Below are 23,233 nucleotides of genomic sequence, written 5' to 3'. Positions count from 1 at the left end.
ACAATGGCGATTAAAAAGTATAAACCTACCTCTAATGGTCGTCGTAATATGACGTCTTTAGACTTTGCGGAAATTACAACTAACAAGCCTGAGAAATCATTGCTTGAACCAACTAAACGCAAAGCTGGTCGTAACAACCAAGGTAAAATCACTGTTCGTCATCATGGTGGTGGTCATAAGAAGCAATACCGTGTTATCGATTTCAAACGTGTGAAAGATGACATTCCGGCAAAAGTTGCTACTATTGAATATGATCCAAACCGTTCTGCGAATATCGCATTAATCAACTACGCTGATGGAGCAAAAGCTTACATCTTAGCACCAAAAGGTCTAGAGGTTGGTCAAACAATCGTATCTGGTCCGGATGCTGATATTAAAGTAGGTAACGCATTACCATTAGCAAACATTCCAATGGGTACTACAATCCATAACATCGAGTTAAAACCTGGTAAAGGTGGACAATTAGTACGTTCTGCTGGTACTTCTGCACAAGTACTTGGTCGTGAAGATAAATACGTAATCGTTCGTCTACAATCTGGTGAAGTACGTTTAGTATTAGCTACTTGCCGTGCTACAATCGGTCAAGTTGGTAATGAACAACACGAACTTGTAAACATCGGTAAAGCAGGTCGTAGCCGTTGGTTAGGTAAACGCCCAGAAGTACGTGGTTCTGTAATGAACCCTAACGATCACCCACACGGTGGTGGTGAAGGACGTTCTCCAATCGGACGTAAATCACCAATGACTCCTTGGGGTAAACCAGCACTTGGTTACAAAACTCGCAAGAAGAAAAACAAATCGGATAAATTCATTATCCGTAGTCGTAAAAAATAAAGTGGTTAAACTACGGTTCTATGTGAGAGCCGTGGTGGAATCACGAAGGGAGGTTCCTACATGGGTCGCAGCTTGAAAAAAGGACCTTTTGTTGATGGTCACTTATTGAAAAAAGTGGAAGCACAAGAGGCTTCTGAGAAAAAACAAGTTATCAAAACTTGGTCACGCCGTTCTACAATCTTCCCGAACTTCATCGGATTAACAATTGCTGTATATGATGGACGTAAACATGTTCCTGTATACGTAACTGAAGATATGGTAGGCCACAAACTTGGTGAGTTCGCACCGACACGTGCTTACAAAGGTCACGGTGCAGACGACAAGAAAACAAGACGCTAATTTTGAGAGGAGGTAAATCCTAATGACACAAGCTAAAGCTATCGCTCGTACAGTTCGCATCGCTCCTCGTAAAGTACGTCTAGTTGTAGACTTAATTCGAGGCAAGCAAGTTGGTGAGGCAGTTGCAATTTTACGTCATACTCCAAAAGCGGCGTCTCCAGTCGTTGAAAAAGTATTAAAATCTGCAGTTGCTAATGCTGAACACAACTACGATCTTGACATCAACTCTTTAGTAGTTTCTGAAGTTTTCGTTGATGAAGGTCCAACATTAAAACGTTTCCGTCCACGTGCACAAGGACGTGCAAGCGCAATTAACAAACGCACAAGCCACATTACTCTAGTGGTATCTGAGAAGAAGGAGGGTTAATCCATGGGTCAAAAAGTACATCCAATAGGACTACGCGTTGGTATTATTCGTGACTGGGAGTCAAAATGGTACGCTGAAAAAGACTATGCAACTCTACTTCACGAAGACATTAAAGTGCGTAAACATATTGAAACGGCTCTTAAAGACGCTTCTGTTTCTAAAATTGAAATCGAACGCGCTGCAAACCGTGTAAACATTACAATTCACACTGCGAAACCAGGTATGGTAATCGGTAAAGGTGGTTCTGAAGTTGAGAATCTTCGTAAATACCTTAGCGATTTAACTGGTAAACGTGTACACATCAACATTATCGAAATCAAACGTGCTGATCTTGACGCTCGTCTAGTAGCTGAAAATATCGCTCGTCAATTAGAAAATCGTGTATCATTCCGTCGTGCGCAAAAGCAAGCGATCCAACGCACAATTCGTGCTGGTGCAAAAGGAATTAAAACACAAGTATCTGGTCGTTTAGGTGGCGCTGATATCGCGCGTGCTGAACACTATAGTGAAGGAACTGTTCCACTTCATACTCTACGTGCTGACATCGACTATGCACACGCAGAAGCTGACACTACTTACGGTAAATTAGGCGTTAAAGTATGGATCTACCGTGGTGAAGTTCTTCCTACGAAGAAATCTGTGGAAGGAGGCAAATAATATGTTATTGCCTAAACGCGTAAAATACCGTCGTGAACACCGCGGAAACATGCGTGGCGAAGCGAAAGGCGGTAAAGAAGTATCTTTCGGCGAATGGGGCTTACAAGCTCAAACAGCTAGCTGGATTACTAACCGTCAAATCGAATCTGCCCGTATCGCGATGACTCGTTACATGAAACGTGGCGGTAAAGTTTGGATTAAAATCTTCCCACACAAACCTTACACTAAAAAACCTCTAGAAGTCCGCATGGGTTCTGGTAAAGGTTCTCCTGAAGGTTGGGTTGCAGTAGTAAAACCAGGAAAAGTAATGTTCGAAATTGCTGGTGTATCTGAAGAGATCGCACGTGAAGCACTTCGTTTAGCATCACATAAGCTTCCTGTTAAATGTAAGATCGTAAAACGTCAAGAAACTGGTGGTGAATCTAATGAAAGCTAATGAAATCCGTGACCTTGCCACTTCTGAATTAGAATTGAAAGTGAAATCACTGAAAGAAGAGCTTTTCAACCTTCGCTTCCAATTGGCGACTGGTCAATTAGAAAACACAGCTCGTATTCGTGAAGTGCGTAAAGCAATCGCGCGTATGAAAACTGTTATTCGTGAAAGAGAAATCAGTGCAAATAACTGATAAAGGAGGTTTTCAAGTATGACTGAGCGTAATCAACGCAAAGTTTACACGGGCCGCGTTGTTTCAGATAAAATGGACAAAACTATTTCTGTTTTAGTTGAAACTCACAAAAAGCACAAGCTTTATGGTAAACGTGTAAAATACTCTAAAAAGTTTAAGACTCATGATGAGTTAAACACAGCGAAAATCGGTGATATCGTACGTATCATGGAAACTCGCCCGCTATCAGCAACTAAACGTTTCCGTCTAGTTGAAGTTGTAGAAAAAGCGGTTATTATTTAATAACTATTTCGGAACAACCAATTTCCGAAGGGAGGTAACCTAAGTGATCCAACAAGAAAGTCGTATGAAAGTTGCTGACAACTCAGGTGCACGTGAAGTTCTTACAATTAAAGTCCTTGGTGGCTCTGGCCGTAAAACTGCTAACATCGGTGATATCGTTGTTTGTACAGTTAAGAAAGCAACACCAGGTGGCGTTGTTAAGAAGGGTGACGTTGTTAAAGCTGTTATCGTTCGTACTAAATCAGGCGTGCGTCGTAAAGATGGTACGTACATCAAATTTGATGAAAATGCTTGTGTAATTATTCGTGATGATAAATCACCACGCGGAACTCGTATTTTCGGACCTGTTGCACGTGAATTACGTGACAGCAACTTCATGAAAATCGTTTCTCTAGCTCCAGAAGTTCTTTAATTTCATGATAGTGCCAATCAAGGAGGTGCGACAGTATGCATGTAAAAAAAGGTGACAAGGTTAAGGTTATCACTGGTAAGGATAAAGGCAAAGAAGGCGTTATTCTTGCTTCTTACCCTAAACAAGATCGCGTTCTTGTTGAAGGTGTAAACATCGTGAAAAAACACGTAAAACCTAACCAATTGAATCCACAAGGTGGTATTGTAAGCCAAGAGGCTGCAATTCACGTTTCGAACGTAATGCTAATCGATCCTAAATCTGGCGAGCCGACTCGTGTAGGTTATACAATCGAAAACGGTAAAAAAGTTCGTGTTGCAAAAAAATCAGGTGCAGTAATCGACTAATTTCTATAAAAGAAGGGAGGTACACAAATGAGCCGCCTAAAAGAAAAATATTTAAATGAAGTTTCTCCTGCTCTTATGAGCAAGTTTGGATATAAATCAGTTATGCAATTGCCGAAAGTTGAGAAAATCGTTATCAACATGGGTGTTGGTGATGCTGTTCAAAACTCAAAAGCATTAGATGCAGCTGTAGAAGAATTAACAATTATCACTGGTCAAAAACCAGTAGTAACTAAAGCGAAAAAATCGATCGCAGGTTTCCGTCTACGTGAAGGTATGCCTATCGGTGCTAAAGTTACATTACGCGGTGAGCGTATGTATGAATTCTTGGATAAATTAATCTCAATTTCACTACCACGTGTACGTGACTTCCGTGGTGTTTCTAAAAAAGCATTCGATGGTCGCGGTAACTACACTTTAGGTGTTAAAGAGCAATTAATTTTCCCAGAAATCGATTACGATAAAGTTTCAAAAGTACGCGGTATGGACATCGTGATCGTAACGACAGCGAATTCTGATGAAGAAGCTCGCGAGTTATTGACACAATTCGGTATGCCGTTCCAAAAGTAATTAAACAAGGAGGGCGAAAACGTGGCTAAAAAATCTATGATCGTTAAACAACAACGTAAGCAAAAGTTTAAAGTGCAAGAATATACACGTTGTGAACGCTGTGGCCGTCCACACTCTGTATATCGCAAATTTAAACTTTGCCGTATTTGTTTCCGAGAACTTGCATATAAGGGACAAATTCCTGGCGTGAAAAAAGCCAGCTGGTAATCCCCTAATTTGGGAAGGAGGTAAATGTAATGACAATGACTGATCCGATTGCAGATATGCTTACTCGCATTCGTAATGCGAACATGGTTCGTCACGAGAAGTTAGAAGTACCGGCTTCCAACGTGAAAAAAGAAATCGCTGAAATTTTAAAGCGTGAAGGTTTCGTACGTGACGTAGAATACGTGGAAGACAACAAACAAGGTATCATCCGTATCTTCTTAAAATACGGTAAAGATAACGAGCGCGTTATCACTGGTTTAAAACGTATTTCTAAACCTGGTCTACGAGTATATGCTAAAACAAATGAAGTGCCTAAAGTACTGAACGGTCTTGGTATCGCTTTAGTGTCATCTTCACAAGGTTTATTAACAGATAAAGAAGCTCGCGCTAAACAAGTTGGCGGCGAAGTTCTAGCATACGTTTGGTAATTAGCAATAAATGAATGGAGGTGCAACTAAATGTCTCGTGTAGGTAAAAAAATTATCGAGGTACCAGCTAACGTAACTGTTACTGTTGCAGCTGACAACTCAGTTACCGTTAAAGGTCCTAAAGGCGAACTTGTTCGTTCTTTCAACCAAGATATGAAAATTGAGCAAGAAGGTAACGTACTTTCTGTATCTCGTCCTTCTGACTCAAAAGAACACCGCACAAACCACGGTACAACTCGTGCGCTATTAGCGAACATGGTTACTGGTGTTTCTGCAGGTTTCGAAAAATCATTAGAACTTATCGGTGTCGGTTACCGTGCGCAATTACAAGGTAAAAAACTTGTTCTTAACGTAGGTTATTCACATCCAGTTGAGTTCACACCTGAAGATGGTCTAGAAGTTGAAGTTCCTTCAAACACTAAAATCATCGTTAAAGGTATCAGCAAAGAACGTGTTGGTGCTCTTGCATCTAACATCCGTGACGTGCGTCCACCAGAGCCTTATAAAGGTAAAGGTATCCGCTATGAAGGCGAATATGTTCGTCGTAAAGAAGGTAAAACAGGTAAATAATGCTGCCTAGGCATTAGAAAGGAGTGACCCTTGTGATTACGAAACAAGATAAAAATCAGGTTCGTAAAAAACGTCATGCACGCGTACGTTCTAAAATTTCGGGTACTGCTGAGCGTCCACGCTTAAACGTATTCCGTTCAAACAAGAACGTTTACGCTCAACTTATCGATGACGTAGCAGGCGTAACAATTGTTAGCGCATCTTCTCAAGAAAATGGTTTTGAAGGTGCTGGTAGCAATGTTGATGCTGCAACTAAAGTCGGTGAAACAATCGCAAAACGCGCTACGGAAAAAAATATTACTGATGTAGTATTTGACCGTGGTGGTTACTTATATCATGGACGCGTGAAAGCTTTAGCTGAAGCTGCACGTGAGAACGGTTTAGAATTTTAATAAAAAGGAGGGACACATTTCATGAGTCGAATTGACGCAAACAAACTTGGAGAACTTGAAGAACGCGTAGTTACTATTAACCGTGTTGCTAAAGTTGTTAAAGGTGGACGTCGCTTCCGCTTCACAGCATTAGTTGTAGTTGGCGATAAAAACGGTCATGTAGGTTTCGGTACTGGTAAAGCTCAAGAGGTGCCAGATGCTATCCGTAAAGCTGTTGAAGATGCGAAGAAAAACTTAATCGAAGTGCCACGCGTAGGTGGAACAACTCCACACTTAGTGCAAGGGCGCTTTGGTGCAGGAGAAATCCTAATTAAACCTGCTGCTCCTGGTACAGGGGTTATCGCTGGTGGTCCAGTACGTGCCGTACTAGAACTTGCTGGTATTACTGATATTCTTTCAAAATCTCTTGGAACTAACACACCAATCAATATGGTGCGTGCAACAGTTCAAGGTTTAACTGAATTAAAACGCGTAGAGGACGTAGCTAAATTACGTGGTAAATCAGTGGAAGAAATATTAGGATAAGGGGGGAAAGATAATGGCTAACAAATTAGAAATCACCCTTACAAAATCTGTGATTGGTTCTAAACCTGCGCAACGTAAAACAATCGAAGCTCTAGGTTTACGCAAATTACACCAAACTGTTGAGAAAGCTGATAATGCAGCAACTCGCGGTATGATTGATGTAGTAGCTCACTTAGTTACTGTAAAAGAAAACTAATTTTTAATTAACGAACAAGGAGGTGCCATCCAATATGAAACTTCATGAGTTAAAACCAGCAGAAGGTTCCCGTAAAGTACGTAACCGCGTAGGTCGCGGTATCGGTTCTGGTAACGGTAAAACTGCAGGTAGAGGTCATAAAGGTCAAAACTCTCGTTCTGGCGGCGGTGTACGCCCAGGATTCGAAGGTGGTCAAAACCCTTTATTCCGTCGTTTACCGAAACGCGGCTTTACTAACATTAACCGTAAAGAGTACGCGATCGTTAATCTTGACACATTAAACCGTTTTGAAGATGGTGCAGAGGTAACAACTGCATTATTACTTGAAACAGGTTTAGTGAGCAATGAAAAAGCTGGAATTAAAGTTCTTGGAAACGGAACTCTTAACAAAAAGCTTACTGTAAAAGCTCATAAATTCTCAGCTTCGGCTAAAGAAGCAATTGAAAATGCCGGCGGAACTACTGAGGTGATTTAATGTTTCAGACGATCTCTAACTTTATGCGTGTTCGAGATATACGAAATAAAATCATTTTTACTCTTTTAATGTTAATCGTTTTCCGTATTGGTACGTTTGTACCAGTACCAAACGTTGACGCTAATGTATTAAAGGCAACTGATGAGTTCAATCTCGTTGGTTTCCTGAATACTTTTGGCGGTGGTGCTTTAAAGAACTTCTCTATCTTTGCGATGGGAATTATGCCTTACATCACTGCTTCAATCATTGTTCAGTTATTGCAGATGGACGTAGTGCCGAAATTTGCTGAGTGGGCAAAGCAAGGTGAAGTCGGAAGACGTAAACTTGCTCAATTTACTCGTTACTTTACAATTGTTCTTGCCTTTATCCAATCATTCGCGATGTCATTTGGTTTTAATAGAATGTATGGTGGATCTTTGATTAAAGAAGAAGGAATTTTAACATATGTTACAATTTCTATTGTATTAACAGCGGGTACAGCATTCCTAGTATGGCTTGCTGAACAAATTACTGCGCATGGTGTTGGGAATGGTATTTCAGTTGTAATTTTCGCAGGTATTGTTGCGGCATTACCGAATGGCATTAACCAAATCTATGCACAGCAAATCGAGGGTGCTGGTGATAAACTATTTATCAATCTAGTGATTCTCGGATTGCTTGTTTTAGTTCTGCTTGCAGTTGTTGTTGGAGTTATCTACGTGCAACAAGCACTACGTAAAATTCCAATTCAATATGCAAAACGAGTTACTGGACGCAACCAACAAACAGGTGCTCAACAAACGCATTTACCGTTAAAAGTAAATGCTGCAGGGGTTATTCCGGTAATCTTTGCATCAGCGTTTCTGATGACACCTCGTACGTTAGTTCCGTTCTTTGGTGATGGTGCTGTATCAACATTCATTCAAAACACGTTTGATTATACAAAACCTGTTGGGATGATTGTTTATGTTGTATTGATCGTCGCGTTCACATATTTCTATGCATTCGTACAAGTGAATCCAGAAAATGTGGCAGATAACTTGAAAAAGCAAGGTGCTTACATTCCGGGTATTCGTCCGGGTGAAAGTACTCAAACGTATTTAACAAGCGTGTTATATCGTCTGACATTTGTCGGTGCGATTTTCTTAACTGTTATTTCAGTAATGCCGATTATTATCATAAACTTTATGAATCTACCTGCCACAGTGCAGATCGGTGGTACTAGTATTATTATCGTAGTCGGCGTAGCGCTGGAAACGATGAAACAGCTAGAATCTCAACTTGTTAAACGTCACTACAAAGGCTTTATGAAATAATGTTGGTTTTTAGGGAACGTTCTATCGTTTCCTGAAATCAGCAAACCTTTTGTGGGAGGAATATTTCCGTATGAATATCGTTTTAATGGGTCTGCCAGGTGCTGGTAAAGGCACACAGGCAGATAAAATTGTTGAGAAGTACGCGATTCCTCATATTTCTACAGGCGATATGTTCCGTGCTGCTATTAAAGATGGTACAGAACTAGGCTTGCAAGCTAAATCGTTTATGGATCAAGGTGCTCTAGTACCGGATGAAGTAACGATTGGTATTGTTCGTGAACGACTTGCTAAACCTGATTGTGAAAAGGGCTTCTTATTAGATGGATTCCCACGTACTGTTCCTCAAGCTGAAGCTTTAGACAGCATCCTTGCTGATCTTGGTAAAGCTATTGAACATACAATTAACATCCAAGTTGAAAAAGATGAGCTAGTTGCTCGTCTATCAGGTCGTCGTATTTGTAAAACTTGTGGCACATCTTATCATCTGATTTTCAATCCTCCAGCTGAGGAAGGAAAATGCGATAAAGATGGTGGCGAGCTTTATACGCGTGCGGATGATAATCCTGAAACGGTTGCAAACCGTCTGGAAGTAAATATGAAACAAGCACAACCTTTACTTGACTACTATGAAGTAAAAAGTGTGTTAACAAATATTGATGGACAGCAAGATATTAACAAAGTGTTTGCTGATCTTGATGCTCTATTACAGGGCAGCCGCAGCTGATACCCGGCTCCGGGCGCAGAATACTGCTTCCGCGGGAGGCATGCGGGAGCAACACCGAAACATAATTTTTTTGAGAGTTGCAAAAGCATATTGTGCCCGGTATATATTTCTTTTAAAAAGTGCAACATTACTTTTGGAAGAGTATAATGGGTTTCGTGGAAGCATCTGTGTAACGGGTATGAATATCTCATCAAAGACATTCCGGTATTCGTGTAAACATGGGAGGTTCAGTGCCCTTAATGGTTCTGTATATTCCGTGGATTGTGTGAAGCGAAACCAGACGAGCGTCTTTCAAACATCTCTCATACAATCCAAACATATGTTGAAACGAGGTTGCTTCTATAGTTGCAGCAGATATCCGTTTGATGTAACGATGAGAACTTTAATTTGCATATAGAGAGGAGACAGAGTAGATGGCGAAAGATGATGTAATTGAAGTCGAAGGAACAGTTGTTGAGACTTTGCCAAACGCGATGTTTAAGGTAGAATTAGAAAATGGACATGTGATTTTAGCACACGTATCTGGTAAGATTCGTATGCACTTTATCCGCATTCTACCTGGAGATAAGGTTACTATCGAGTTATCTCCTTATGATTTAACTCGCGGTCGTATCACATACCGTTTTAAATAATCTTTTGCGCTCCGGACTACTAAGGAGGTTAGGTTAGATGAAAGTGAGACCATCTGTAAAACCGATCTGCGAAAAATGTAAAGTAATTCGCCGACGCGGTAAAGTAATGGTAATCTGTGAAAATCCTAAACACAAACAAAAACAAGGGTAATTCTAAAGGAGGTGCACAACGTACATGGCACGTATTGCTGGTGTTGACATTCCTCGCGACAAACGCGTGGTAATTTCATTAACTTACATTTACGGTATTGGTAAAACTACAGCTCAGAAAGTATTAGCTGACGCAGGTATTTCAGAAGATACACGCGTACGCGACTTAACTGAAGATGAGTTAAACAAAATCCGTGAACAATTAGACTCATACAAACTTGAAGGTGACTTACGTCGCGAAACTTCATTAAATATTAAACGTCTGATGGAAATCGGTTCATTCCGTGGTATCCGTCACCGTCGTGGTTTACCTGTTCGTGGTCAAAATACGAAGAACAATGCGCGTACGCGTAAAGGTCCTCGTAAAACAGTAGCGAACAAGAAAAAATAATCAGTAAAGGAGGTTCCTTCTTAACATGGCTCGTAAACAACAAACTCGTAAACGTCGTGTGAAAAAGAATATCGAATCTGGTATTGCACACATTCGTTCTACATTCAACAATACAATCGTAACGATTACAGATATGCAAGGTAACGCTGTATCTTGGTCAAGTGCTGGTTCTCTTGGTTTCCGTGGTTCACGTAAATCTACACCATTCGCTGCTCAAATGGCTGCAGAAACTGCTGCTAAAGCATCCCTTGAACATGGTCTGAAAACGTTGGAAGTAACTGTTAAAGGTCCTGGTGCAGGTCGTGAAGCTGCAATTCGTGCACTTCAAGCTGCTGGTTTAGATGTAACTGCTATTAAAGACGTTACTCCAGTTCCTCATAATGGTTGCCGTCCGCCAAAACGTCGTCGCGTGTAATGGGTGCGTCTCATATTGTATGAGAACATCATTTTTTGTACAGACTGTCTTGTGCAGATAATAAACGATACGTCAATGACGATCGAATCTATGATGGAAAGAACCTATACATTCGATGTTTTGAAGGAGGGTAAATAAAATGATCGAAATTGAAAAACCAAAGATTGAAACGGTGGAGATCAGCGAAGATTCCAAATATGGAAAGTTTGTTGTAGAACCGCTTGAACGCGGATATGGAAACACTTTGGGTAATTCTTTACGTCGTATCCTTCTGTCTTCATTACCAGGAGCTGCTGTCACTTCAATTCAAATTGACGGTGTTCTTCACGAATTCTCAACTGTAGAAGGCGTTGTAGAGGATGTAGCTTCAATTATTTTGAACGTGAAAAAACTAGCTCTTAAAATCTACTCTGACGAAGAAAAAGTTATTGAGATTGATGTAAAAGGCGATGGTACAGTTACAGCTGCTGACATTACACATGACAGTGATGTAGAAATTTTAAACCCGGATCTATATATTGCAACAATCGCTAAAAACGGTCATTTACGTATGCGTATGTACGCTCAACGCGGCCGTGGTTACACTCCTGCTGATCAAAACAAACGTGAGGATCTTCCTATCGGCGTGATCCCGATCGACTCTATTTACACTCCAGTATCACGCGTCAATTTCCAAGTGGAAAATACTCGTGTAGGTCAGTCTTCTGACTACGATAAACTTTCTCTTGATGTGTGGACAGATGGTAGCATCGGTCCGAAAGAGGCGATTTCGCTCGGAGCAAAAATTTTAACCGAGCATCTAAACATCTTCGTTGGCATGACAGATGAGGCACAAACTGCTGAAATCATGGTCGAAAAAGAAGAAGATCAAAAAGAAAAAGTTTTAGAGATGACTATCGAAGAACTTGATCTTTCGGTTCGTTCTTATAACTGCTTAAAACGCGCTGGTATTAACACAGTACTAGAACTTGCGAATAAGTCAGAAGACGACATGATGAAAGTTCGTAACCTTGGACGTAAGTCACTAGAAGAAGTAAAAGCGAAGTTAGAAGAGCTTGGTTTAGGATTACGCAAAGAAGACTAAGCGATTTAAACAAAACTTATAAGATCAGATATTTTTTATAAAGGAGGGAAACATCCATGGGTTACAGAAAACTTGGTCGTACAAGTTCTCAACGTAAAGCGATGTTACGTGACTTAGCTACTGATTTAATCATCAACGAGCGTATCGAAACTACTGAGGCTCGCGCTAAAGAAGTACGTAAAGCTGTTGAAAAAATGATTACTTTAGGTAAACGCGGAGATTTACACGCACGCCGTCAAGCTGCTGCATTCATCCGTCGTGAACTAGTAACAACTACTGATGCAGAAGGTAACGAAACAACTTCATTTGCACTTCAAAAGTTATTTGATGATGTTGCACCACGTTATGCAGAACGTCAAGGTGGTTACACTCGTATTCTTAAAGTAGGTCCTCGTCGTGGTGACGGTGCACCTGTTGTTGTGATTGAATTAGTTTAATCATTAGAGAAGACAAGTGATAAAGAGGGTGGAATCACCACCCTCTTTCTTTATAAACGATTTATACGACAAATAATTAAGCTGAGCGTTATGATGAGCGGACACTGTTGTGTGGCGTCTCGTTTAGCTCTCCGCACCTCATTCAGAGGGAACAAGGGCTTGAGCACCCGTGTTTCTTGAAAATGTAACGACTAGCGCATTTCTATCGAATGAGGTGCGCGCTTTTTTATTTTTTAGGGAATTATGATAGCGCCAATTTAGTGGTGCTTTTTTTTATATTCTCGTTTTATAATTGCGCTCGCCAGAATGTTTGGGTTCCTCACTCCAACATTTGATGTATTCTTGAAGAAATAACCTATAAATTATATTTATTCCTATATATTCCGAGTAAAATAAATGAAAAGTGATTTTAGCACTTTTCTTTTATCGACATACTGATTGTAGTAGAATTCATACATAAAAAAGTGTAAGTTAGTTAGTAGAGCTGAGCATGTAGAGAGGAGTTCTAGAAATGCCAGAAATTTTATCATTAAATAATGTGACATTTTCATATACACCAGAAGAAAAAGAAAGTCGTAATGCAGTTGAAAATGTAAGCTTTGCGGTACAGGAAGGGGAATGGATTGCCATTGTTGGCCATAACGGTTCTGGTAAATCCACCATTGCAAAGCTTATGAATGGTTTGCTTTACCCACAACAGGGCGATGTACGTATATTACGTGAACCATTAAGTGAAGAAAACCTATGGGCAAGCCGCTCACAGATGGGCATGGTTTTTCAAAATCCAGACAATCAATTTGTTGGAGCGACAGTGCAGGATGATGTTGCTTTTGCTCTTGAAAATAACGGAGTACCGTTTGAAGAGATGGTAGAACGTGTACATGCAGCACTAGAACAAGTAAAAATGAGTGATTTTTTAGATCATGAGCCACATCATTTATCAGGTGGGCAAAAGCAGCGTGTTGCCATTGCAGGCGCACTCGCATTGAAGCCAAAGCTCCTTATTTTAGATGAGGCAACGTCTATGCTAGATCCCCAGGGGCGTGCTGAGGTATTACAAACAGTTCAAACTTTGCGTGCTGAAACAGGGTTAACGGTAATATCTATTACGCATGATTTAGAGGAAGCAATGCTGGCAGATCGTGTTCTCTTCATGAATGATGGAAAGAAATTTGCTGAGGGTACACCTGCTGAAATTTTTGCACTTGGGGACAAGCTAGTTGAGTTTGGGCTAGACTTGCCATTTGCCATGAAGTTATCAAAGTTATTGCAAAAGGAAGGTGTTCCGTTAATGGGGCAACATATGACAGAAGAAGAGTTGGTGAATGATTTATGGACATCAAACTTCAACAAGTAAGCTATGCCTATTCACAAGGTACACCTTTTGAAAAACGTGCATTATTCGATGTGGATTTTGAAATTCCTTCACATACGTTTCGGGCAATCATCGGGCATACCGGTTCCGGTAAATCGACAATTCTTCAGCATTTTAATGCACTTCTAAGACCAACTTCTGGGGAAGTACATATTGGAGATCGCATTGTTGTAGCTGGAAAAAAGGCGAAGAATTTAAAGGCTGTACGTCAAAAGGTTGGTATTGTGTTTCAATTCCCGGAGCATCAGCTATTTGAAGAAACTGTATTGAAGGATATTATGTTTGGTCCTATGAACTTTGGTGTATCAGAGCAAGAGGCTGAAGCGCGAGCAAAAGAGCTTGTAGGCTTAGTAGGCTTACCAGAGAACGTACTTGAAAAATCACCTTTTGATTTATCGGGTGGACAAATGCGCAGGGTAGCAATTGCTGGGGTTCTAGCGATGGAACCTGAAGTTATTGTTTTAGATGAACCAACTGCAGGGCTTGATCCACGCGGTCAGAAAGAGATTATGGATATGTTTTATAAGCTGCACGAGGAACGTGGCCTAACGACGATACTCGTTACGCACAGTATGGAGGACGCAGCTCGTTATGCAGACACTATTGTCATTATGCATGAAGGGAAAAATGTACTAAGTGGCACACCACAAGAAATTTTCAAAGATGTAGAGACATTAAAAAATTTCCGCTTAGAACTACCTCGTATCGTACGCTTTCAACAAAAAATTGAAAAAATGATAAACAAATCCTTCTCAAAGATATGCTTAACCGAAGAAGAGCTGGCCACTGAAATTTCTCGAGTGCTAAGAGAGGAGCGTGGACAGTCATGATGGAGAAAATGATATTTGGGCGCTTCCTTCCAGGAAATTCTCCAGTTCATAAGCTCGATCCACGATCAAAGCTTATATTTGTGTTTGCATTCATTATTATTGTTTTTTTAGCAAACAACATAGTGACATATGCCTTGCTATTGGCTTTTACTTTACTCATTGTGCTAGTATCACGTATTCGTCTGTATTTTTTAATTAATGGTCTAAAGCCAGTACTTTTTTTAATGGCATTTACCTTCTTGATTCATATATTTATGACGAAAGAAGGTGCCCCAGTATTTGAGTGGAAGTTTATCACTATTTATGAAGAAGGTATCCGACAAGGGATATTTATTTCGATACGTTTCCTAGTTCTAGTGTTTATGACATCTATCTTAACGCTTACAACGTCACCGATTTCCATTACCGATGGCATTGAAGTACTGCTAAATCCATTAAAAGCGGTGAAAGTGCCTGTACATGAGTTAGCTCTGATGATGTCTATTTCATTGCGCTTTATTCCAACGTTAATGGATGAAACAGATAAAATTATGAAAGCACAAATGGCGCGTGGTTCGGATTTATCTTCTGGACCAATAAAGGATCGTATTAAAGCGGTTGTGCCATTACTGGTACCTCTCTTTGTAAGTGCTTTTAAACGAGCTGAGGACTTAGCAACAGCTATGGAAGTAAGAGGTTACCGTGGAGGCGAAGGGCGTACAAGGTATCGCAAGCTAAAGTGGGATATGAGTGATACATTTGCCCTTGTGTTTTTAGTAGCGATGGCCGCTTTACTATTCTTCTATAGAAGTTAAAAGGAGTAAGCTTTATGCGACGATTAAAAGCAATTATAAGTTATGATGGAACGCAATTTTCTGGTTATCAAGTACAGCCTGGAGAGCGCACAGTACAGGCAGAGCTTGAGCGTGTTCTAGCCATTATGCATAAAGGGGAAAAGATAAAGGTAACAGCTAGTGGCCGTACAGATGCAAGGGTGCATGCAACAGGTCAAACATTGCATTTTGATTCACCACTCGCAATTCCAGTAGATAAATACATGAAGGCATTGAATGTTCAACTGCCAAGAGATATTCGGGTAATGTCGATTGAAGAAGTTGCTGCAGACTTTCATGCGCGCTACAGTGTAACAGGGAAGCGGTACCGATATATATGGTCATGTGAGCCTGTACAGAGTCCATTCCGCAGACAATACACTGTAGAGACGAATGGTGTAAAACCAAATGTTGAGGCAATGCAGGAGGCAGCAAAGGCTATTATCGGTACCCATGATTTTTCATGCTTTTGTGCAGCCAATACAAGTGTCAAAGATAAGGTGCGCACAGTAACTTCACTACAATTTGAATGGTATGGTGAAGAGCTTCATATGGTGATTGAAGGAAATGGCTTCTTATATAATATGGTACGTATTATCGCAGGCACGCTTTGGGAAGTTGGTATAGGACGTCGTGACATTGAGAACGTGGAGTTAGTCGTTCAATCGATGAATCGCGATAAAGCAGGCAAAACTGCACCTCCTCAAGGTCTGTATCTTGAGAAAGTCTTCTATTAAAAGTTTCGTCACCATAGCGTGTGGTTGATTTCCGTTCCGACTGGGCGCTTTGCCGCTGACGCTTCGCTTTCGCGCAGAGCAGAGCTTCCTGGGGGCGTCCGATGAGCCGCTTTTGTTGCTGCCGCTACGTTAGCACTACGCTTTCGCACAGAAAACATCCGCTTCGTTGCAGGGTCTCATCTGTGACGCTGATCCCCGAGGAGTCGCCCAGTCTCCACTCCAATCAACCTATATCAATTTCGTCGGTGTAATTGCGTCTGGATTTTGAATTGCGCCCGCGAATTTTATAGAAATCTTGACACGAAATAACATTATATTTAAAAAATGAAGGCTAATAAAAGCCCTAATTTAACCAATCAATGAATCTGAACAACTTCTCCAGGTGTTTATTGAAATTGCTTGACTTTAAAAGTCATTCATTATATGATAACAGATGGTATTTTCATTACCACCACAAATAAGCCCCGAAAACTTATAGTGTAGTTTAATGAAAAATAACGGTAATCGAATCGATTAGGAGGATATATACATGCGTACAACATTCATGGCTAAAGGTCACGAAGTAGACCGTAAATGGCTAGTAGTTGATGCAGAAGGCCAAACTCTTGGACGTTTAGCTTCTGAAGTAGCTGCTATCTTACGTGGTAAACATAAACCAACATTCACACCAAACGTTGACACAGGTGATCACGTAATCATCATCAACGCTGACAAAATCCATTTAACTGGTAACAAATTAGAGGGTAAACTTTACCGTCACCATACTCAATTTGCGGGTGGTTTAAAAACTCGTACTGCTGGTGAAATGCTAGATAAGTACCCAACAAGAATGATCGAATTAGCAGTTAAAGGTATGCTTCCTAAAAACTCTTTAGGTCGCAAAATGTTCGGTAAACTAAACGTTTACACAGGAACAGAACACCCACATGCTGCACAAAAACCAGAAGCATACGAGCTTCGCGGATAATATAAATTAAGAGGAGGATATTACTTTGGCACAAGTTCAATACATCGGCACTGGTCGCCGTAAAAGCTCTGTAGCTCGTGTACGTTTAGTACCAGGTACAGGTAAAATTGTTATCAACAAACGTGAAATCGAAGAATACGTACCATTCGCTGCATTACGTGAAGTAATTAAACAACCATTAGTAGCTACTGAAACTACAGGAAGCTACGATATCCACGTAAACGTTAACGGTGGTGGATACACTGGTCAAGCTGGTGCAGTACGTCACGGTATCGCTCGTGCTCTACTTCAAGTAGACCCAGATTTCCGTGCTGCATTAAAATCTGCTGGATTACTTACTCGTGATTCACGCATGAAAGAACGTAAAAAACCAGGTCTACGCGGCGCTCGTCGTGCACCTCAGTTCTCAAAACGTTAATATCGTTGTTATATCAACGTTTTCAAACCCTTTCTCGAATTTTCGAGAAAGGGTTTTTTGTGTGGAAAATGCTTTAATCCTAAGGCACTGTTATTGTCTGGAATATTAGTAGCAATTATGATGTGTAATTTATATAGAAATGGCTGATACTACTGTTAAGTTGTTTATTCTGAAAATGGAGGTCAATATATGAAAAGGCTATTAATAGTATCACTTGCAGCAGTTGCACTTCTTGGTGCATGTGGTAATAAAACTGACGTAAAAAAAACTGAAGAAGTAAGAACAGGAAATAATGCAGATCAAAGACAGGTAGAAATAACAGAAGGTCAAGCGAATGCCAAAATTCTCAGTAGTACAGATTGGCAAGCCACAAAAGTTTACGATAAAAATAATAAAGATTTAACAGCAGAGAATTCAAATTTAATGGGCCTTGCGAAATATGACGGTGATTCAGGACGCTATGAATTCTTCGATCCAAATACAGCTGGAAGCATCGACGATAAAGGGATTTTCTTTATTACGAATGATGGAAAGCATAGAATATTGATCTCAGAAACAAAAAATTACCAAGGAATTGTGGATATTACTAAGCTAACAAATAAAATGTTTACTTATAAACGAATGGGGAAAGATGCAAATGGTAGCGATGTAGAGGTATTCGTTGAGCATATCCCTTATAAGGAAAAAAACCTAACATTTACGGCACCAGATAAAACATTAAATGAGTCTACAGGTACTATTGTTAAGGACGTGGATGGAGACAAAATTTTAGCTGGTACGCTTTGGCAAGGAACGGTTGTATTAGATGTCAACAAAAATGATGTAACACAATATAATACAAATTTTATTAGCATTGCGAAATATGATGCTAATACGAATAAATATGAATTTTTCAATCCCGAAACAGGTAAAAGCCGCGGTGACTATGGTTACTTTAATGTGATCGATGGAAATAAATTAAGAGCTCATGTTTCAATTGGCGACAATAAATATGGGGCTGTGCTCGAAATTACTGAGCTAAATAATAAGAAATTCACATATAAAAGAACGGGTAAAGATAAAGACGGTAAGGATATAACAGTATTTGTTGAGCATGAACCTTATACAGGTAAGTTTAAACCAGAATTTACACTAAAATAAAAAATAACGGCTTTAGTCCTTGTATTATAAAAGGATTAACGCCGTTTTATCATTACTAAAAAGTATTTTTTACAAACTCCTACTTTTAATACTTGAGAGTTTTTTTTACTTTCTGGCATAGTTCAATCACTAACTTCGTACACTATATGTAAAAGGGTGGTGGATATGGGTGAAGCGCTGGCTTGCACTAGGAGTAATTATGCTAATGAGTATAGTGTTCGTGGCATATGAAACGAATGCTTCGAACCGTAACTTCTTCTTACCGGACCCACTTGGTGGCATAAAAATTGTCATTGATGCGGGACACGGAGGTCAGGATGGAGGTGCTTCAAAGGGCGAAGTAATTGAAAAGGATATTACACTTGCAATTGCTCAGCATGTGGAGAAGCAATTAAAGAAAAAAGGCGCAACAGTCGTAATGACACGAACAAAAGATGGAGATGTTATTGATGAGCACGCGTCGTCAGAAAAGTTTGGAACATTGAGAGAACGAAAAAAGCAGGACATCTTTTTAAGAAAAGACATAGTAGAAAAAGAAAAACCGGATCTTTTTATTACAATTCATGCAAATGCCATTCCTGAAACAAAGTGGCGTGGCGCACAGGTGTTTTATCATAAAGAAGGACATGCTGAAAGTGAATTACTAGCAAAGAGCATTCAAGATTCCATTCGTGCTAATTTGAAAAATACTGATCGGGAAGCAATGTCTATAAAACAAATTTATTTACTGAAAAAAGCTGAGGTACCTGCTGCACTAGTAGAAACAGGGTTTATAAGTAATGATGATGAACGTGCACTATTAACCGATAAGAAATACCAAGAAAAAATGGGAGATGCCATTGTTGAAGGTATAGAAGAGTATTTATTAGCTAAAATTGAATAGAGCAACTACACAACGTAAATTAAGTCATTATGATATACTAACATTGAGATAATATAAGGGGAGTGTTCGTCGTGATAACTGAACAACAAGTACGAGAAATACTAGGACAACTACAAGATCCATTTTTACATAAATCATTTGCAGAAACAGACGGTATTATAAATGTAGCGATAAAAGAAGAGAAGAATCATGTCAGTGTAAAAATTGCGATTGCTAAAACAAATACACCTGAACAATTACAGCTACAAATGAAAATTGTTGAAGTTTTGAAGGAAGCGGGTGCAAATACAGTTGGTATTCGTTTCGAAGAGCTTTCAGCAGAAAAACTACAGAGCTTCCGTGGCGTAGCAACTGAGGCTGAGGCACAAGATATTTTATCTCCACTTAGCACAGTACAAGTTATTTCAATTGCCTCTGGTAAAGGCGGTGTAGGGAAATCTACAGTATCAGTTAACTTAGCTGTTGCATTAGCTCGTCTAGGTAAAAAGGTTGGCTTAATTGATGCGGATATTTATGGATTCAGTGTGCCTGATATGATGGGTGTTACAGATATGCCCAAAGTGGTAGACAATCGAATTTTCCCTGTTGATCGTTTAGGTGTGAAAATGATTTCAATGGGCTTCTTTGTTGAAAATAACGCACCGATTGTATGGCGTGGACCAATGTTAGGTAAAGTGTTAGATCAGTTCTTCCGTGATGTAGAATGGGGTGAACTAGACTATCTACTATTGGATTTACCACCAGGTACAGGTGACGTTGCATTAGATATCCACCAAATGCTTCCTTCATCAAAAGAAATTGTCGTAACAACACCACATCCAACGGCAGCGTTCGTTGCAGCTCGTGCAGGTGCGATGGCTTTACAAACAGACCATGAAATTTTAGGTGTTATTGAAAATATGGCATGGTATGAATCGAAATCAGGTGACCGTGAATTCGTATTCGGTCAAGGTGGAGGTCCAAAGTTAGCAGAAGAACTACGTACAGAGCTACTTGGTCAAATTCCTCTTGGTCAGCCTGACTGGTCAGAAGAAGATTTTGCACCTTCTGTTTATGCTGAAAAACACACAACAGGACAAATTTATTTAGATATCGCGACGAACATCATTAATAAATTAAATAAATAAATGAATAATGAAAACGGATTTCCTCGAACAATGGAGGAAATCCGTTTTTCATATGTGAGTGGTTACTCAGAGCCTTTTTGTTCATTACCTTCACCACCGCCGCCAGCTTCTTTTTTACCGCCGCCAGCTTTACCTGTCTCGCCACCGCTCTTCCTAATAAGCTCCTGCCATTTTGTTTGCATAAGTGGACTTTCAATCGTTTCCTTGACGATTTCCTCCGTTTGTTTTCTCATATTGGAGGATTTTAGAATAGTCTCTAACTGCTTTTGCATATCTGGCTGGCCAAAGAAAGCCTCCATATCTTTTTGGAAAGAGGGGTCTTTTATTAATTCCTTCATAATATCCTGTTGTTGCTTTTGCATACTTTTAGCTACAGTTTCCTTAAACTTTGGATCTTCGAATGTTTTCTTCCAAAAGTCTTCTGCTTCTTTGGAAAGCAAGGTAGCTTCGGTAGCTTTCTTCACTTCATCATGCTCCAAAACCAATAATTCACGGAAACTTGGTTCCTCTAAAAGCTTTCGCAACGCCTTTTTACCATCCTCGGTTTGTAAAGAGTCGATCATTATTTTTTTTATTTCATCATAGGACATGGTAGAGGCTTTATCTTGTGAACAGGCAGAAAGAAAAAGCATTAGGATTAGTAGTAAGAAGAATTTTCGCATCAATCATCAGTCCTTTCTATAAATAGACTCTTTCAATTATTGTTCACATTTATGATGACTTTATGTATTGGTTACGATGAGAAATAGCTTTTTTAACAATGCATTGTTAAAATAAGTACAGATATATATTGAGAAATTGGGGGACTTTTAGTTGTGACGATACGAAATTGGGCAAAGTTTTTCTTCTTTGCAATGCTCGTTGGTGGCGCAGTCAACGGAATTTGCAGTTTATTTATTCGATGGGACTTCTTTCAACCTTACATAACAAACGGTCACTGGGGTGAATTTTTGGCCGGGCTTTTATGGATGGTTTTCTTAGGATTTACAATGAGTGTTATTGCACAAGCGGGCTTTTTTGCTTATTTAACGCTCCATCAAGTGGGAGTTAATATTTTTAGAACACTTACATTATGGAATTGGGTACAGCTTTTATTAATTGCGTTTACTATTTTTGATATTATATTCTTCCGCTTTATACCAGGTGTAAAAGATGGACAAAGCTGGTTATTCTATGTTGGTTTGTTAATTGTATTACTATTAGGTGCTATAGCGACAGCCATTCAAAAAGTGAAATTAACAGGAAAAAAATATGTTTTCATTTCAGCTTTATTTTTTATGATTGTCGTTACAACACTGGAATGGACAATTGCATTAATGGGTCGCGATGAAAATATTAACGAGTATGTTGCATTACTACTATTCCCACTACTCGCTGTAAATGCTTATCAATTATTAGTATTACCAAAATATAATGCAAAATCCGAAGAAGATCGTCAAAGATTAGAAGCACGCCGTAAAGCGCGTCGTGAACAAGCTAAAAATGCATAATAATTAACAAAAGAAGTTGCCTCTATTAGTTGGAGGTAACTTCTTTGTTATCCCGCATTAACGGGCGGGCAGTAATTACCCAAAGTGAAGCGTCAGGTACAAGACTCCTGCCGTAAAATTTAGCGAAAGTGTGGGAAATCAACTGTCCGTAAAAGCCCGATTGGTGAAGACTAATAATCAGTGGGGATGAAGAAAACCCCCACTGATTAAAGTTTCACTTTATGGTGATTTTTTAGTTTGAACTTTATAGCCGAATATATTTTCCTCAATCGACATAAATTTATTTTGTTGTAGAAATGTATTCAGTTCTTTAATCGAGATTTTATTATTTTGGTGTAAAGACATAAAAACAAAATCTCCCTTTTGTAATTTAGGTGTTTTTTCACCTTTCCAGATTAGAGAGGGAGAAAGTATATTCATCTGCTGTTGAAATAAGTTATTTTGTAAATCCTGCGAATACTGGTGATTTCGTGTTGCAAACCAAAGTGGGGTTTCTTGAAAATGCTTTTCGTAAGTATTAATATCTTTTTGAACGACGGCAAGATCAATTGGCTTATCTACGGAATCCTCAGGCCCTAATAATCCTGTAGGTAGTTTTCGCTCTTGAATGACTTTTAGGTGCTCGGGTGAACGTTCAATCCATGCAGCATCTAATAAAAGAAGCGGATAAGGTTCTTTTACAGTTTTAAGCCAGTCCAACAGGGTTTCATCAGAGAAAGAAATTTCGACAACAAGTGATGTTCCATAATGTCCTTTTGTTACAACTGCTGGAGCATCGGCGATGTTGAATACAGAAATCATAGTAGAATTTATCGGCTTTATAAAGACAAACAGTATTACGATGAAAAGCAGTGAAATCAACGTTTTACGAACCATTCATAACAACCTCGTTTCTATATTTTTAAACAAAAAAATAAAGTTCTTAAAAAAACTTATGATTTAGTGTTGACTTTCATGATTAATCGATGATATTATGTATAAGTCGCCAAGAGGTGACGCGGTAAACGAAAAAATGAACCTTGAAAACTGAACAAGCAAAACGTAATCAATAAAGTTTTTAGTAGCTAACCTTGAGTTGGTGAACGAAACAAAATTTTGGACATCA

The 23,233-nt window shown here is 39.5% G+C and carries 38 protein-coding genes and 1 pseudogene; 36 read left to right on the top strand and 3 right to left on the bottom strand.

Annotated elements, in window-relative coordinates:
- Positions 1–3 precede the first annotated feature (3 nt).
- From rplB to truA, 30 genes and pseudogenes are all read left to right on the top strand, one after another.
- Positions 4–834, top strand: coding sequence for a 50S ribosomal protein L2 (rplB, locus tag ABH968_RS09905; protein WP_370043878.1), 831 nt, complete (start codon positions 4–6; stop codon positions 832–834).
- Positions 835–894: 60 nt separating this feature from the next.
- Positions 895–1,173 (top strand): 30S ribosomal protein S19, encoded by a 279-nt coding sequence (gene rpsS, locus ABH968_RS09900; RefSeq protein ID WP_370043877.1) that lies wholly within the window; start codon positions 895–897, stop codon positions 1,171–1,173.
- Between the two features lie 22 nt (positions 1,174–1,195).
- Positions 1,196–1,540: a 50S ribosomal protein L22 gene (gene rplV, locus ABH968_RS09895; protein ID WP_004233639.1), complete on the top strand. Its 345-nt coding sequence runs from the start codon at positions 1,196–1,198 to the stop codon at positions 1,538–1,540.
- 3 nt (positions 1,541–1,543) lie between these two features.
- Positions 1,544–2,197: a 30S ribosomal protein S3 gene (rpsC, locus tag ABH968_RS09890; RefSeq protein ID WP_370043876.1), complete on the top strand. Its 654-nt coding sequence runs from the start codon at positions 1,544–1,546 to the stop codon at positions 2,195–2,197.
- Between the two features lies 1 nt (position 2,198).
- The gene (gene rplP, locus ABH968_RS09885) at positions 2,199–2,633 is read left to right on the top strand and encodes a 50S ribosomal protein L16 (protein ID WP_010860599.1); all 435 of its coding nucleotides are present in this window, start codon (positions 2,199–2,201) and stop codon (positions 2,631–2,633) included.
- Positions 2,623–2,823, top strand: a complete 201-nt coding sequence (gene rpmC / locus ABH968_RS09880) for a 50S ribosomal protein L29 (RefSeq protein WP_049662852.1) — start codon at positions 2,623–2,625, stop codon at positions 2,821–2,823. The genes rplP and rpmC overlap by 11 nt, the downstream gene beginning before the upstream one ends.
- 18 nt (positions 2,824–2,841) lie before the next feature.
- On the top strand, positions 2,842–3,105 hold the full coding sequence (rpsQ, locus tag ABH968_RS09875; protein ID WP_049662854.1) for a 30S ribosomal protein S17: 264 nt from the start codon (positions 2,842–2,844) through the stop codon (positions 3,103–3,105).
- 43 nt (positions 3,106–3,148) lie between these two features.
- Positions 3,149–3,517 (top strand): 50S ribosomal protein L14, encoded by a 369-nt coding sequence (rplN, locus tag ABH968_RS09870; protein WP_004233650.1) that lies wholly within the window; start codon positions 3,149–3,151, stop codon positions 3,515–3,517.
- Positions 3,518–3,552: 35 nt separating this feature from the next.
- A complete protein-coding gene (rplX, locus tag ABH968_RS09865) occupies positions 3,553–3,861 on the top strand; it encodes a 50S ribosomal protein L24 (protein WP_370043875.1) in 309 nt (102 codons plus the stop codon).
- A gap of 27 nt (positions 3,862–3,888) precedes the next feature.
- Complete coding sequence (gene rplE / locus ABH968_RS09860) at positions 3,889–4,428, top strand: 50S ribosomal protein L5 (protein ID WP_004233654.1); 540 nt, start codon at positions 3,889–3,891, stop codon at positions 4,426–4,428.
- Positions 4,429–4,449: 21 nt separating this feature from the next.
- On the top strand, positions 4,450–4,635 hold the full coding sequence (locus tag ABH968_RS09855; RefSeq protein ID WP_004233656.1) for a type Z 30S ribosomal protein S14: 186 nt from the start codon (positions 4,450–4,452) through the stop codon (positions 4,633–4,635).
- Between the two features lie 29 nt (positions 4,636–4,664).
- A complete protein-coding gene (gene rpsH, locus ABH968_RS09850; RefSeq protein ID WP_370043874.1) occupies positions 4,665–5,063 on the top strand; it encodes a 30S ribosomal protein S8 in 399 nt (132 codons plus the stop codon).
- 30 nt (positions 5,064–5,093) lie between these two features.
- Entirely contained in the window at positions 5,094–5,633 is a 540-nt protein-coding gene (gene rplF, locus ABH968_RS09845) for a 50S ribosomal protein L6 (protein ID WP_370043873.1), read from the top strand.
- A 32-nt stretch (positions 5,634–5,665) separates the two neighbouring features.
- Positions 5,666–6,025, top strand: coding sequence for a 50S ribosomal protein L18 (gene rplR, locus ABH968_RS09840; protein ID WP_370043872.1), 360 nt, complete (start codon positions 5,666–5,668; stop codon positions 6,023–6,025).
- A gap of 21 nt (positions 6,026–6,046) precedes the next feature.
- Positions 6,047–6,550 (top strand): 30S ribosomal protein S5, encoded by a 504-nt coding sequence (rpsE, locus tag ABH968_RS09835; protein WP_049662867.1) that lies wholly within the window; start codon positions 6,047–6,049, stop codon positions 6,548–6,550.
- A gap of 13 nt (positions 6,551–6,563) precedes the next feature.
- A complete protein-coding gene (gene rpmD / locus ABH968_RS09830) occupies positions 6,564–6,746 on the top strand; it encodes a 50S ribosomal protein L30 (RefSeq protein WP_053482805.1) in 183 nt (60 codons plus the stop codon).
- 34 nt (positions 6,747–6,780) lie between these two features.
- A complete protein-coding gene (gene rplO, locus ABH968_RS09825; RefSeq protein ID WP_010860592.1) occupies positions 6,781–7,221 on the top strand; it encodes a 50S ribosomal protein L15 in 441 nt (146 codons plus the stop codon).
- Positions 7,221–8,516: a preprotein translocase subunit SecY gene (gene secY, locus ABH968_RS09820; protein ID WP_370043871.1), complete on the top strand. Its 1,296-nt coding sequence runs from the start codon at positions 7,221–7,223 to the stop codon at positions 8,514–8,516. Before rplO ends, secY begins: the two co-directional genes overlap by 1 nt.
- Before the next feature lie 70 nt (positions 8,517–8,586).
- On the top strand, positions 8,587–9,240 hold the full coding sequence (locus tag ABH968_RS09815; protein WP_370043870.1) for an adenylate kinase: 654 nt from the start codon (positions 8,587–8,589) through the stop codon (positions 9,238–9,240).
- A gap of 249 nt (positions 9,241–9,489) precedes the next feature.
- A pseudogene (locus ABH968_RS09810) lies at positions 9,490–9,567 on the top strand (type I methionyl aminopeptidase); the annotation flags it as partial.
- Between the two features lie 86 nt (positions 9,568–9,653).
- Positions 9,654–9,872 carry a translation initiation factor IF-1 gene (infA, locus tag ABH968_RS09805; RefSeq protein ID WP_004233690.1) on the top strand — a complete coding sequence of 73 codons (219 nt, stop codon included), beginning with the start codon at positions 9,654–9,656 and terminating at the stop codon, positions 9,870–9,872.
- 37 nt (positions 9,873–9,909) lie between these two features.
- Positions 9,910–10,023, top strand: coding sequence for a 50S ribosomal protein L36 (rpmJ, locus tag ABH968_RS09800; RefSeq protein WP_000868344.1), 114 nt, complete (start codon positions 9,910–9,912; stop codon positions 10,021–10,023).
- A 24-nt stretch (positions 10,024–10,047) separates the two neighbouring features.
- Positions 10,048–10,413: a 30S ribosomal protein S13 gene (gene rpsM / locus ABH968_RS09795; protein ID WP_049662875.1), complete on the top strand. Its 366-nt coding sequence runs from the start codon at positions 10,048–10,050 to the stop codon at positions 10,411–10,413.
- A gap of 25 nt (positions 10,414–10,438) precedes the next feature.
- Positions 10,439–10,828 carry a 30S ribosomal protein S11 gene (gene rpsK, locus ABH968_RS09790; RefSeq protein ID WP_049662876.1) on the top strand — a complete coding sequence of 130 codons (390 nt, stop codon included), beginning with the start codon at positions 10,439–10,441 and terminating at the stop codon, positions 10,826–10,828.
- Positions 10,829–10,967: 139 nt separating this feature from the next.
- Entirely contained in the window at positions 10,968–11,912 is a 945-nt protein-coding gene (locus ABH968_RS09785; protein WP_004233733.1) for a DNA-directed RNA polymerase subunit alpha, read from the top strand.
- 56 nt (positions 11,913–11,968) lie between these two features.
- Entirely contained in the window at positions 11,969–12,349 is a 381-nt protein-coding gene (rplQ, locus tag ABH968_RS09780; protein ID WP_012296051.1) for a 50S ribosomal protein L17, read from the top strand.
- A gap of 511 nt (positions 12,350–12,860) precedes the next feature.
- Positions 12,861–13,706: an energy-coupling factor ABC transporter ATP-binding protein gene (locus tag ABH968_RS09775; protein WP_370043869.1), complete on the top strand. Its 846-nt coding sequence runs from the start codon at positions 12,861–12,863 to the stop codon at positions 13,704–13,706.
- A complete protein-coding gene (locus ABH968_RS09770) occupies positions 13,682–14,554 on the top strand; it encodes an energy-coupling factor ABC transporter ATP-binding protein (protein WP_370043868.1) in 873 nt (290 codons plus the stop codon). Before ABH968_RS09775 ends, ABH968_RS09770 begins: the two co-directional genes overlap by 25 nt.
- Complete coding sequence (locus ABH968_RS09765) at positions 14,551–15,348, top strand: energy-coupling factor transporter transmembrane component T family protein (RefSeq protein ID WP_370043867.1); 798 nt, start codon at positions 14,551–14,553, stop codon at positions 15,346–15,348. The genes ABH968_RS09770 and ABH968_RS09765 overlap by 4 nt, the downstream gene beginning before the upstream one ends.
- Before the next feature lie 14 nt (positions 15,349–15,362).
- Complete coding sequence (gene truA / locus ABH968_RS09760; protein ID WP_370043866.1) at positions 15,363–16,103, top strand: tRNA pseudouridine(38-40) synthase TruA; 741 nt, start codon at positions 15,363–15,365, stop codon at positions 16,101–16,103.
- 8 nt (positions 16,104–16,111) lie between these two features.
- On the opposite strand, the gene ABH968_RS09755 is transcribed toward truA, so the two are convergent.
- Positions 16,112–16,252: a hypothetical protein gene (locus ABH968_RS09755; RefSeq protein ID WP_370043865.1), complete on the bottom strand. Its 141-nt coding sequence runs from the start codon at positions 16,250–16,252 to the stop codon at positions 16,112–16,114.
- Positions 16,253–16,632: 380 nt separating this feature from the next.
- On the opposite strand from ABH968_RS09755, the gene rplM reads away from it, so the two are divergent.
- From rplM to ABH968_RS09730, 5 genes are all read left to right on the top strand, one after another.
- On the top strand, positions 16,633–17,070 hold the full coding sequence (rplM, locus tag ABH968_RS09750; protein ID WP_370043864.1) for a 50S ribosomal protein L13: 438 nt from the start codon (positions 16,633–16,635) through the stop codon (positions 17,068–17,070).
- Positions 17,071–17,095: 25 nt separating this feature from the next.
- Positions 17,096–17,488 carry a 30S ribosomal protein S9 gene (gene rpsI / locus ABH968_RS09745; RefSeq protein ID WP_004233744.1) on the top strand — a complete coding sequence of 131 codons (393 nt, stop codon included), beginning with the start codon at positions 17,096–17,098 and terminating at the stop codon, positions 17,486–17,488.
- A gap of 189 nt (positions 17,489–17,677) precedes the next feature.
- Positions 17,678–18,628, top strand: coding sequence for a DUF4822 domain-containing protein (locus ABH968_RS09740; protein WP_370043863.1), 951 nt, complete (start codon positions 17,678–17,680; stop codon positions 18,626–18,628).
- Between the two features lie 169 nt (positions 18,629–18,797).
- Positions 18,798–19,511, top strand: a complete 714-nt coding sequence (locus ABH968_RS09735) for an N-acetylmuramoyl-L-alanine amidase (RefSeq protein WP_370043862.1) — start codon at positions 18,798–18,800, stop codon at positions 19,509–19,511.
- A gap of 71 nt (positions 19,512–19,582) precedes the next feature.
- Positions 19,583–20,638 (top strand): P-loop NTPase, encoded by a 1,056-nt coding sequence (locus ABH968_RS09730; protein ID WP_370043861.1) that lies wholly within the window; start codon positions 19,583–19,585, stop codon positions 20,636–20,638.
- Positions 20,639–20,700: 62 nt separating this feature from the next.
- Here ABH968_RS09730 and gerD read toward each other — a convergent pair whose 3' ends face one another.
- Complete coding sequence (gene gerD / locus ABH968_RS09725; RefSeq protein WP_370043860.1) at positions 20,701–21,300, bottom strand: spore germination lipoprotein GerD; 600 nt, start codon at positions 21,298–21,300, stop codon at positions 20,701–20,703.
- 153 nt (positions 21,301–21,453) lie between these two features.
- Here gerD and ABH968_RS09720 point away from each other — a divergent pair, with 153 nt between their 5' ends.
- Positions 21,454–22,128, top strand: coding sequence for a KinB-signaling pathway activation protein (locus ABH968_RS09720; protein WP_370043859.1), 675 nt, complete (start codon positions 21,454–21,456; stop codon positions 22,126–22,128).
- A gap of 219 nt (positions 22,129–22,347) precedes the next feature.
- Here the strand turns inward: ABH968_RS09720 and ABH968_RS09715 are convergent, their stop codons facing one another.
- Positions 22,348–23,004 carry a hypothetical protein gene (locus tag ABH968_RS09715; RefSeq protein ID WP_370043858.1) on the bottom strand — a complete coding sequence of 219 codons (657 nt, stop codon included), beginning with the start codon at positions 23,002–23,004 and terminating at the stop codon, positions 22,348–22,350.
- Positions 23,005–23,233 lie beyond the last annotated feature (229 nt).

Origin of the sequence: Lysinibacillus sp. RC79 (assembly GCF_041262405.1) — a bacterium.
In the GTDB taxonomy this organism is placed as follows: Bacteria; Bacillota; Bacilli; order Bacillales_A; family Planococcaceae; genus Lysinibacillus.
The sequence above is the reverse complement of the archived record's forward strand: the minus strand, read 5'-3'. Positions and strand labels throughout refer to the sequence as shown.

Coding starts and splice junctions, on each gene's coding strand:
- rpsQ (WP_049662854.1), top strand. CDS start 2,842: ATGACTGAGCGTAATCAACGCAAAGTTTACACGGGCCGCGTTGTTTCA.
- ABH968_RS09815 (WP_370043870.1), top strand. CDS start 8,587: ATGAATATCGTTTTAATGGGTCTGCCAGGTGCTGGTAAAGGCACACAG.
- rplF (WP_370043873.1), top strand. CDS start 5,094: ATGTCTCGTGTAGGTAAAAAAATTATCGAGGTACCAGCTAACGTAACT.
- ABH968_RS09715 (WP_370043858.1), bottom strand. CDS start 23,004: ATGGTTCGTAAAACGTTGATTTCACTGCTTTTCATCGTAATACTGTTT.
- rplM (WP_370043864.1), top strand. CDS start 16,633: ATGCGTACAACATTCATGGCTAAAGGTCACGAAGTAGACCGTAAATGG.
- rplB (WP_370043878.1), top strand. CDS start 4: ATGGCGATTAAAAAGTATAAACCTACCTCTAATGGTCGTCGTAATATG.
- ABH968_RS09785 (WP_004233733.1), top strand. CDS start 10,968: ATGATCGAAATTGAAAAACCAAAGATTGAAACGGTGGAGATCAGCGAA.
- rpmD (WP_053482805.1), top strand. CDS start 6,564: ATGGCTAACAAATTAGAAATCACCCTTACAAAATCTGTGATTGGTTCT.
- truA (WP_370043866.1), top strand. CDS start 15,363: ATGCGACGATTAAAAGCAATTATAAGTTATGATGGAACGCAATTTTCT.
- rplE (WP_004233654.1), top strand. CDS start 3,889: ATGAGCCGCCTAAAAGAAAAATATTTAAATGAAGTTTCTCCTGCTCTT.
- rplQ (WP_012296051.1), top strand. CDS start 11,969: ATGGGTTACAGAAAACTTGGTCGTACAAGTTCTCAACGTAAAGCGATG.
- rplP (WP_010860599.1), top strand. CDS start 2,199: ATGTTATTGCCTAAACGCGTAAAATACCGTCGTGAACACCGCGGAAAC.
- rpsK (WP_049662876.1), top strand. CDS start 10,439: ATGGCTCGTAAACAACAAACTCGTAAACGTCGTGTGAAAAAGAATATC.
- rpsH (WP_370043874.1), top strand. CDS start 4,665: ATGACAATGACTGATCCGATTGCAGATATGCTTACTCGCATTCGTAAT.
- rpsS (WP_370043877.1), top strand. CDS start 895: ATGGGTCGCAGCTTGAAAAAAGGACCTTTTGTTGATGGTCACTTATTG.
- rplX (WP_370043875.1), top strand. CDS start 3,553: ATGCATGTAAAAAAAGGTGACAAGGTTAAGGTTATCACTGGTAAGGAT.
- rpmC (WP_049662852.1), top strand. CDS start 2,623: ATGAAAGCTAATGAAATCCGTGACCTTGCCACTTCTGAATTAGAATTG.
- gerD (WP_370043860.1), bottom strand. CDS start 21,300: ATGCGAAAATTCTTCTTACTACTAATCCTAATGCTTTTTCTTTCTGCC.
- rpsC (WP_370043876.1), top strand. CDS start 1,544: ATGGGTCAAAAAGTACATCCAATAGGACTACGCGTTGGTATTATTCGT.
- rpmJ (WP_000868344.1), top strand. CDS start 9,910: ATGAAAGTGAGACCATCTGTAAAACCGATCTGCGAAAAATGTAAAGTA.
- ABH968_RS09775 (WP_370043869.1), top strand. CDS start 12,861: ATGCCAGAAATTTTATCATTAAATAATGTGACATTTTCATATACACCA.
- ABH968_RS09740 (WP_370043863.1), top strand. CDS start 17,678: ATGAAAAGGCTATTAATAGTATCACTTGCAGCAGTTGCACTTCTTGGT.
- rpsE (WP_049662867.1), top strand. CDS start 6,047: ATGAGTCGAATTGACGCAAACAAACTTGGAGAACTTGAAGAACGCGTA.
- ABH968_RS09765 (WP_370043867.1), top strand. CDS start 14,551: ATGATGGAGAAAATGATATTTGGGCGCTTCCTTCCAGGAAATTCTCCA.
- infA (WP_004233690.1), top strand. CDS start 9,654: ATGGCGAAAGATGATGTAATTGAAGTCGAAGGAACAGTTGTTGAGACT.
- rplO (WP_010860592.1), top strand. CDS start 6,781: ATGAAACTTCATGAGTTAAAACCAGCAGAAGGTTCCCGTAAAGTACGT.
- rplV (WP_004233639.1), top strand. CDS start 1,196: ATGACACAAGCTAAAGCTATCGCTCGTACAGTTCGCATCGCTCCTCGT.
- secY (WP_370043871.1), top strand. CDS start 7,221: ATGTTTCAGACGATCTCTAACTTTATGCGTGTTCGAGATATACGAAAT.
- rpsM (WP_049662875.1), top strand. CDS start 10,048: ATGGCACGTATTGCTGGTGTTGACATTCCTCGCGACAAACGCGTGGTA.
- ABH968_RS09770 (WP_370043868.1), top strand. CDS start 13,682: ATGGACATCAAACTTCAACAAGTAAGCTATGCCTATTCACAAGGTACA.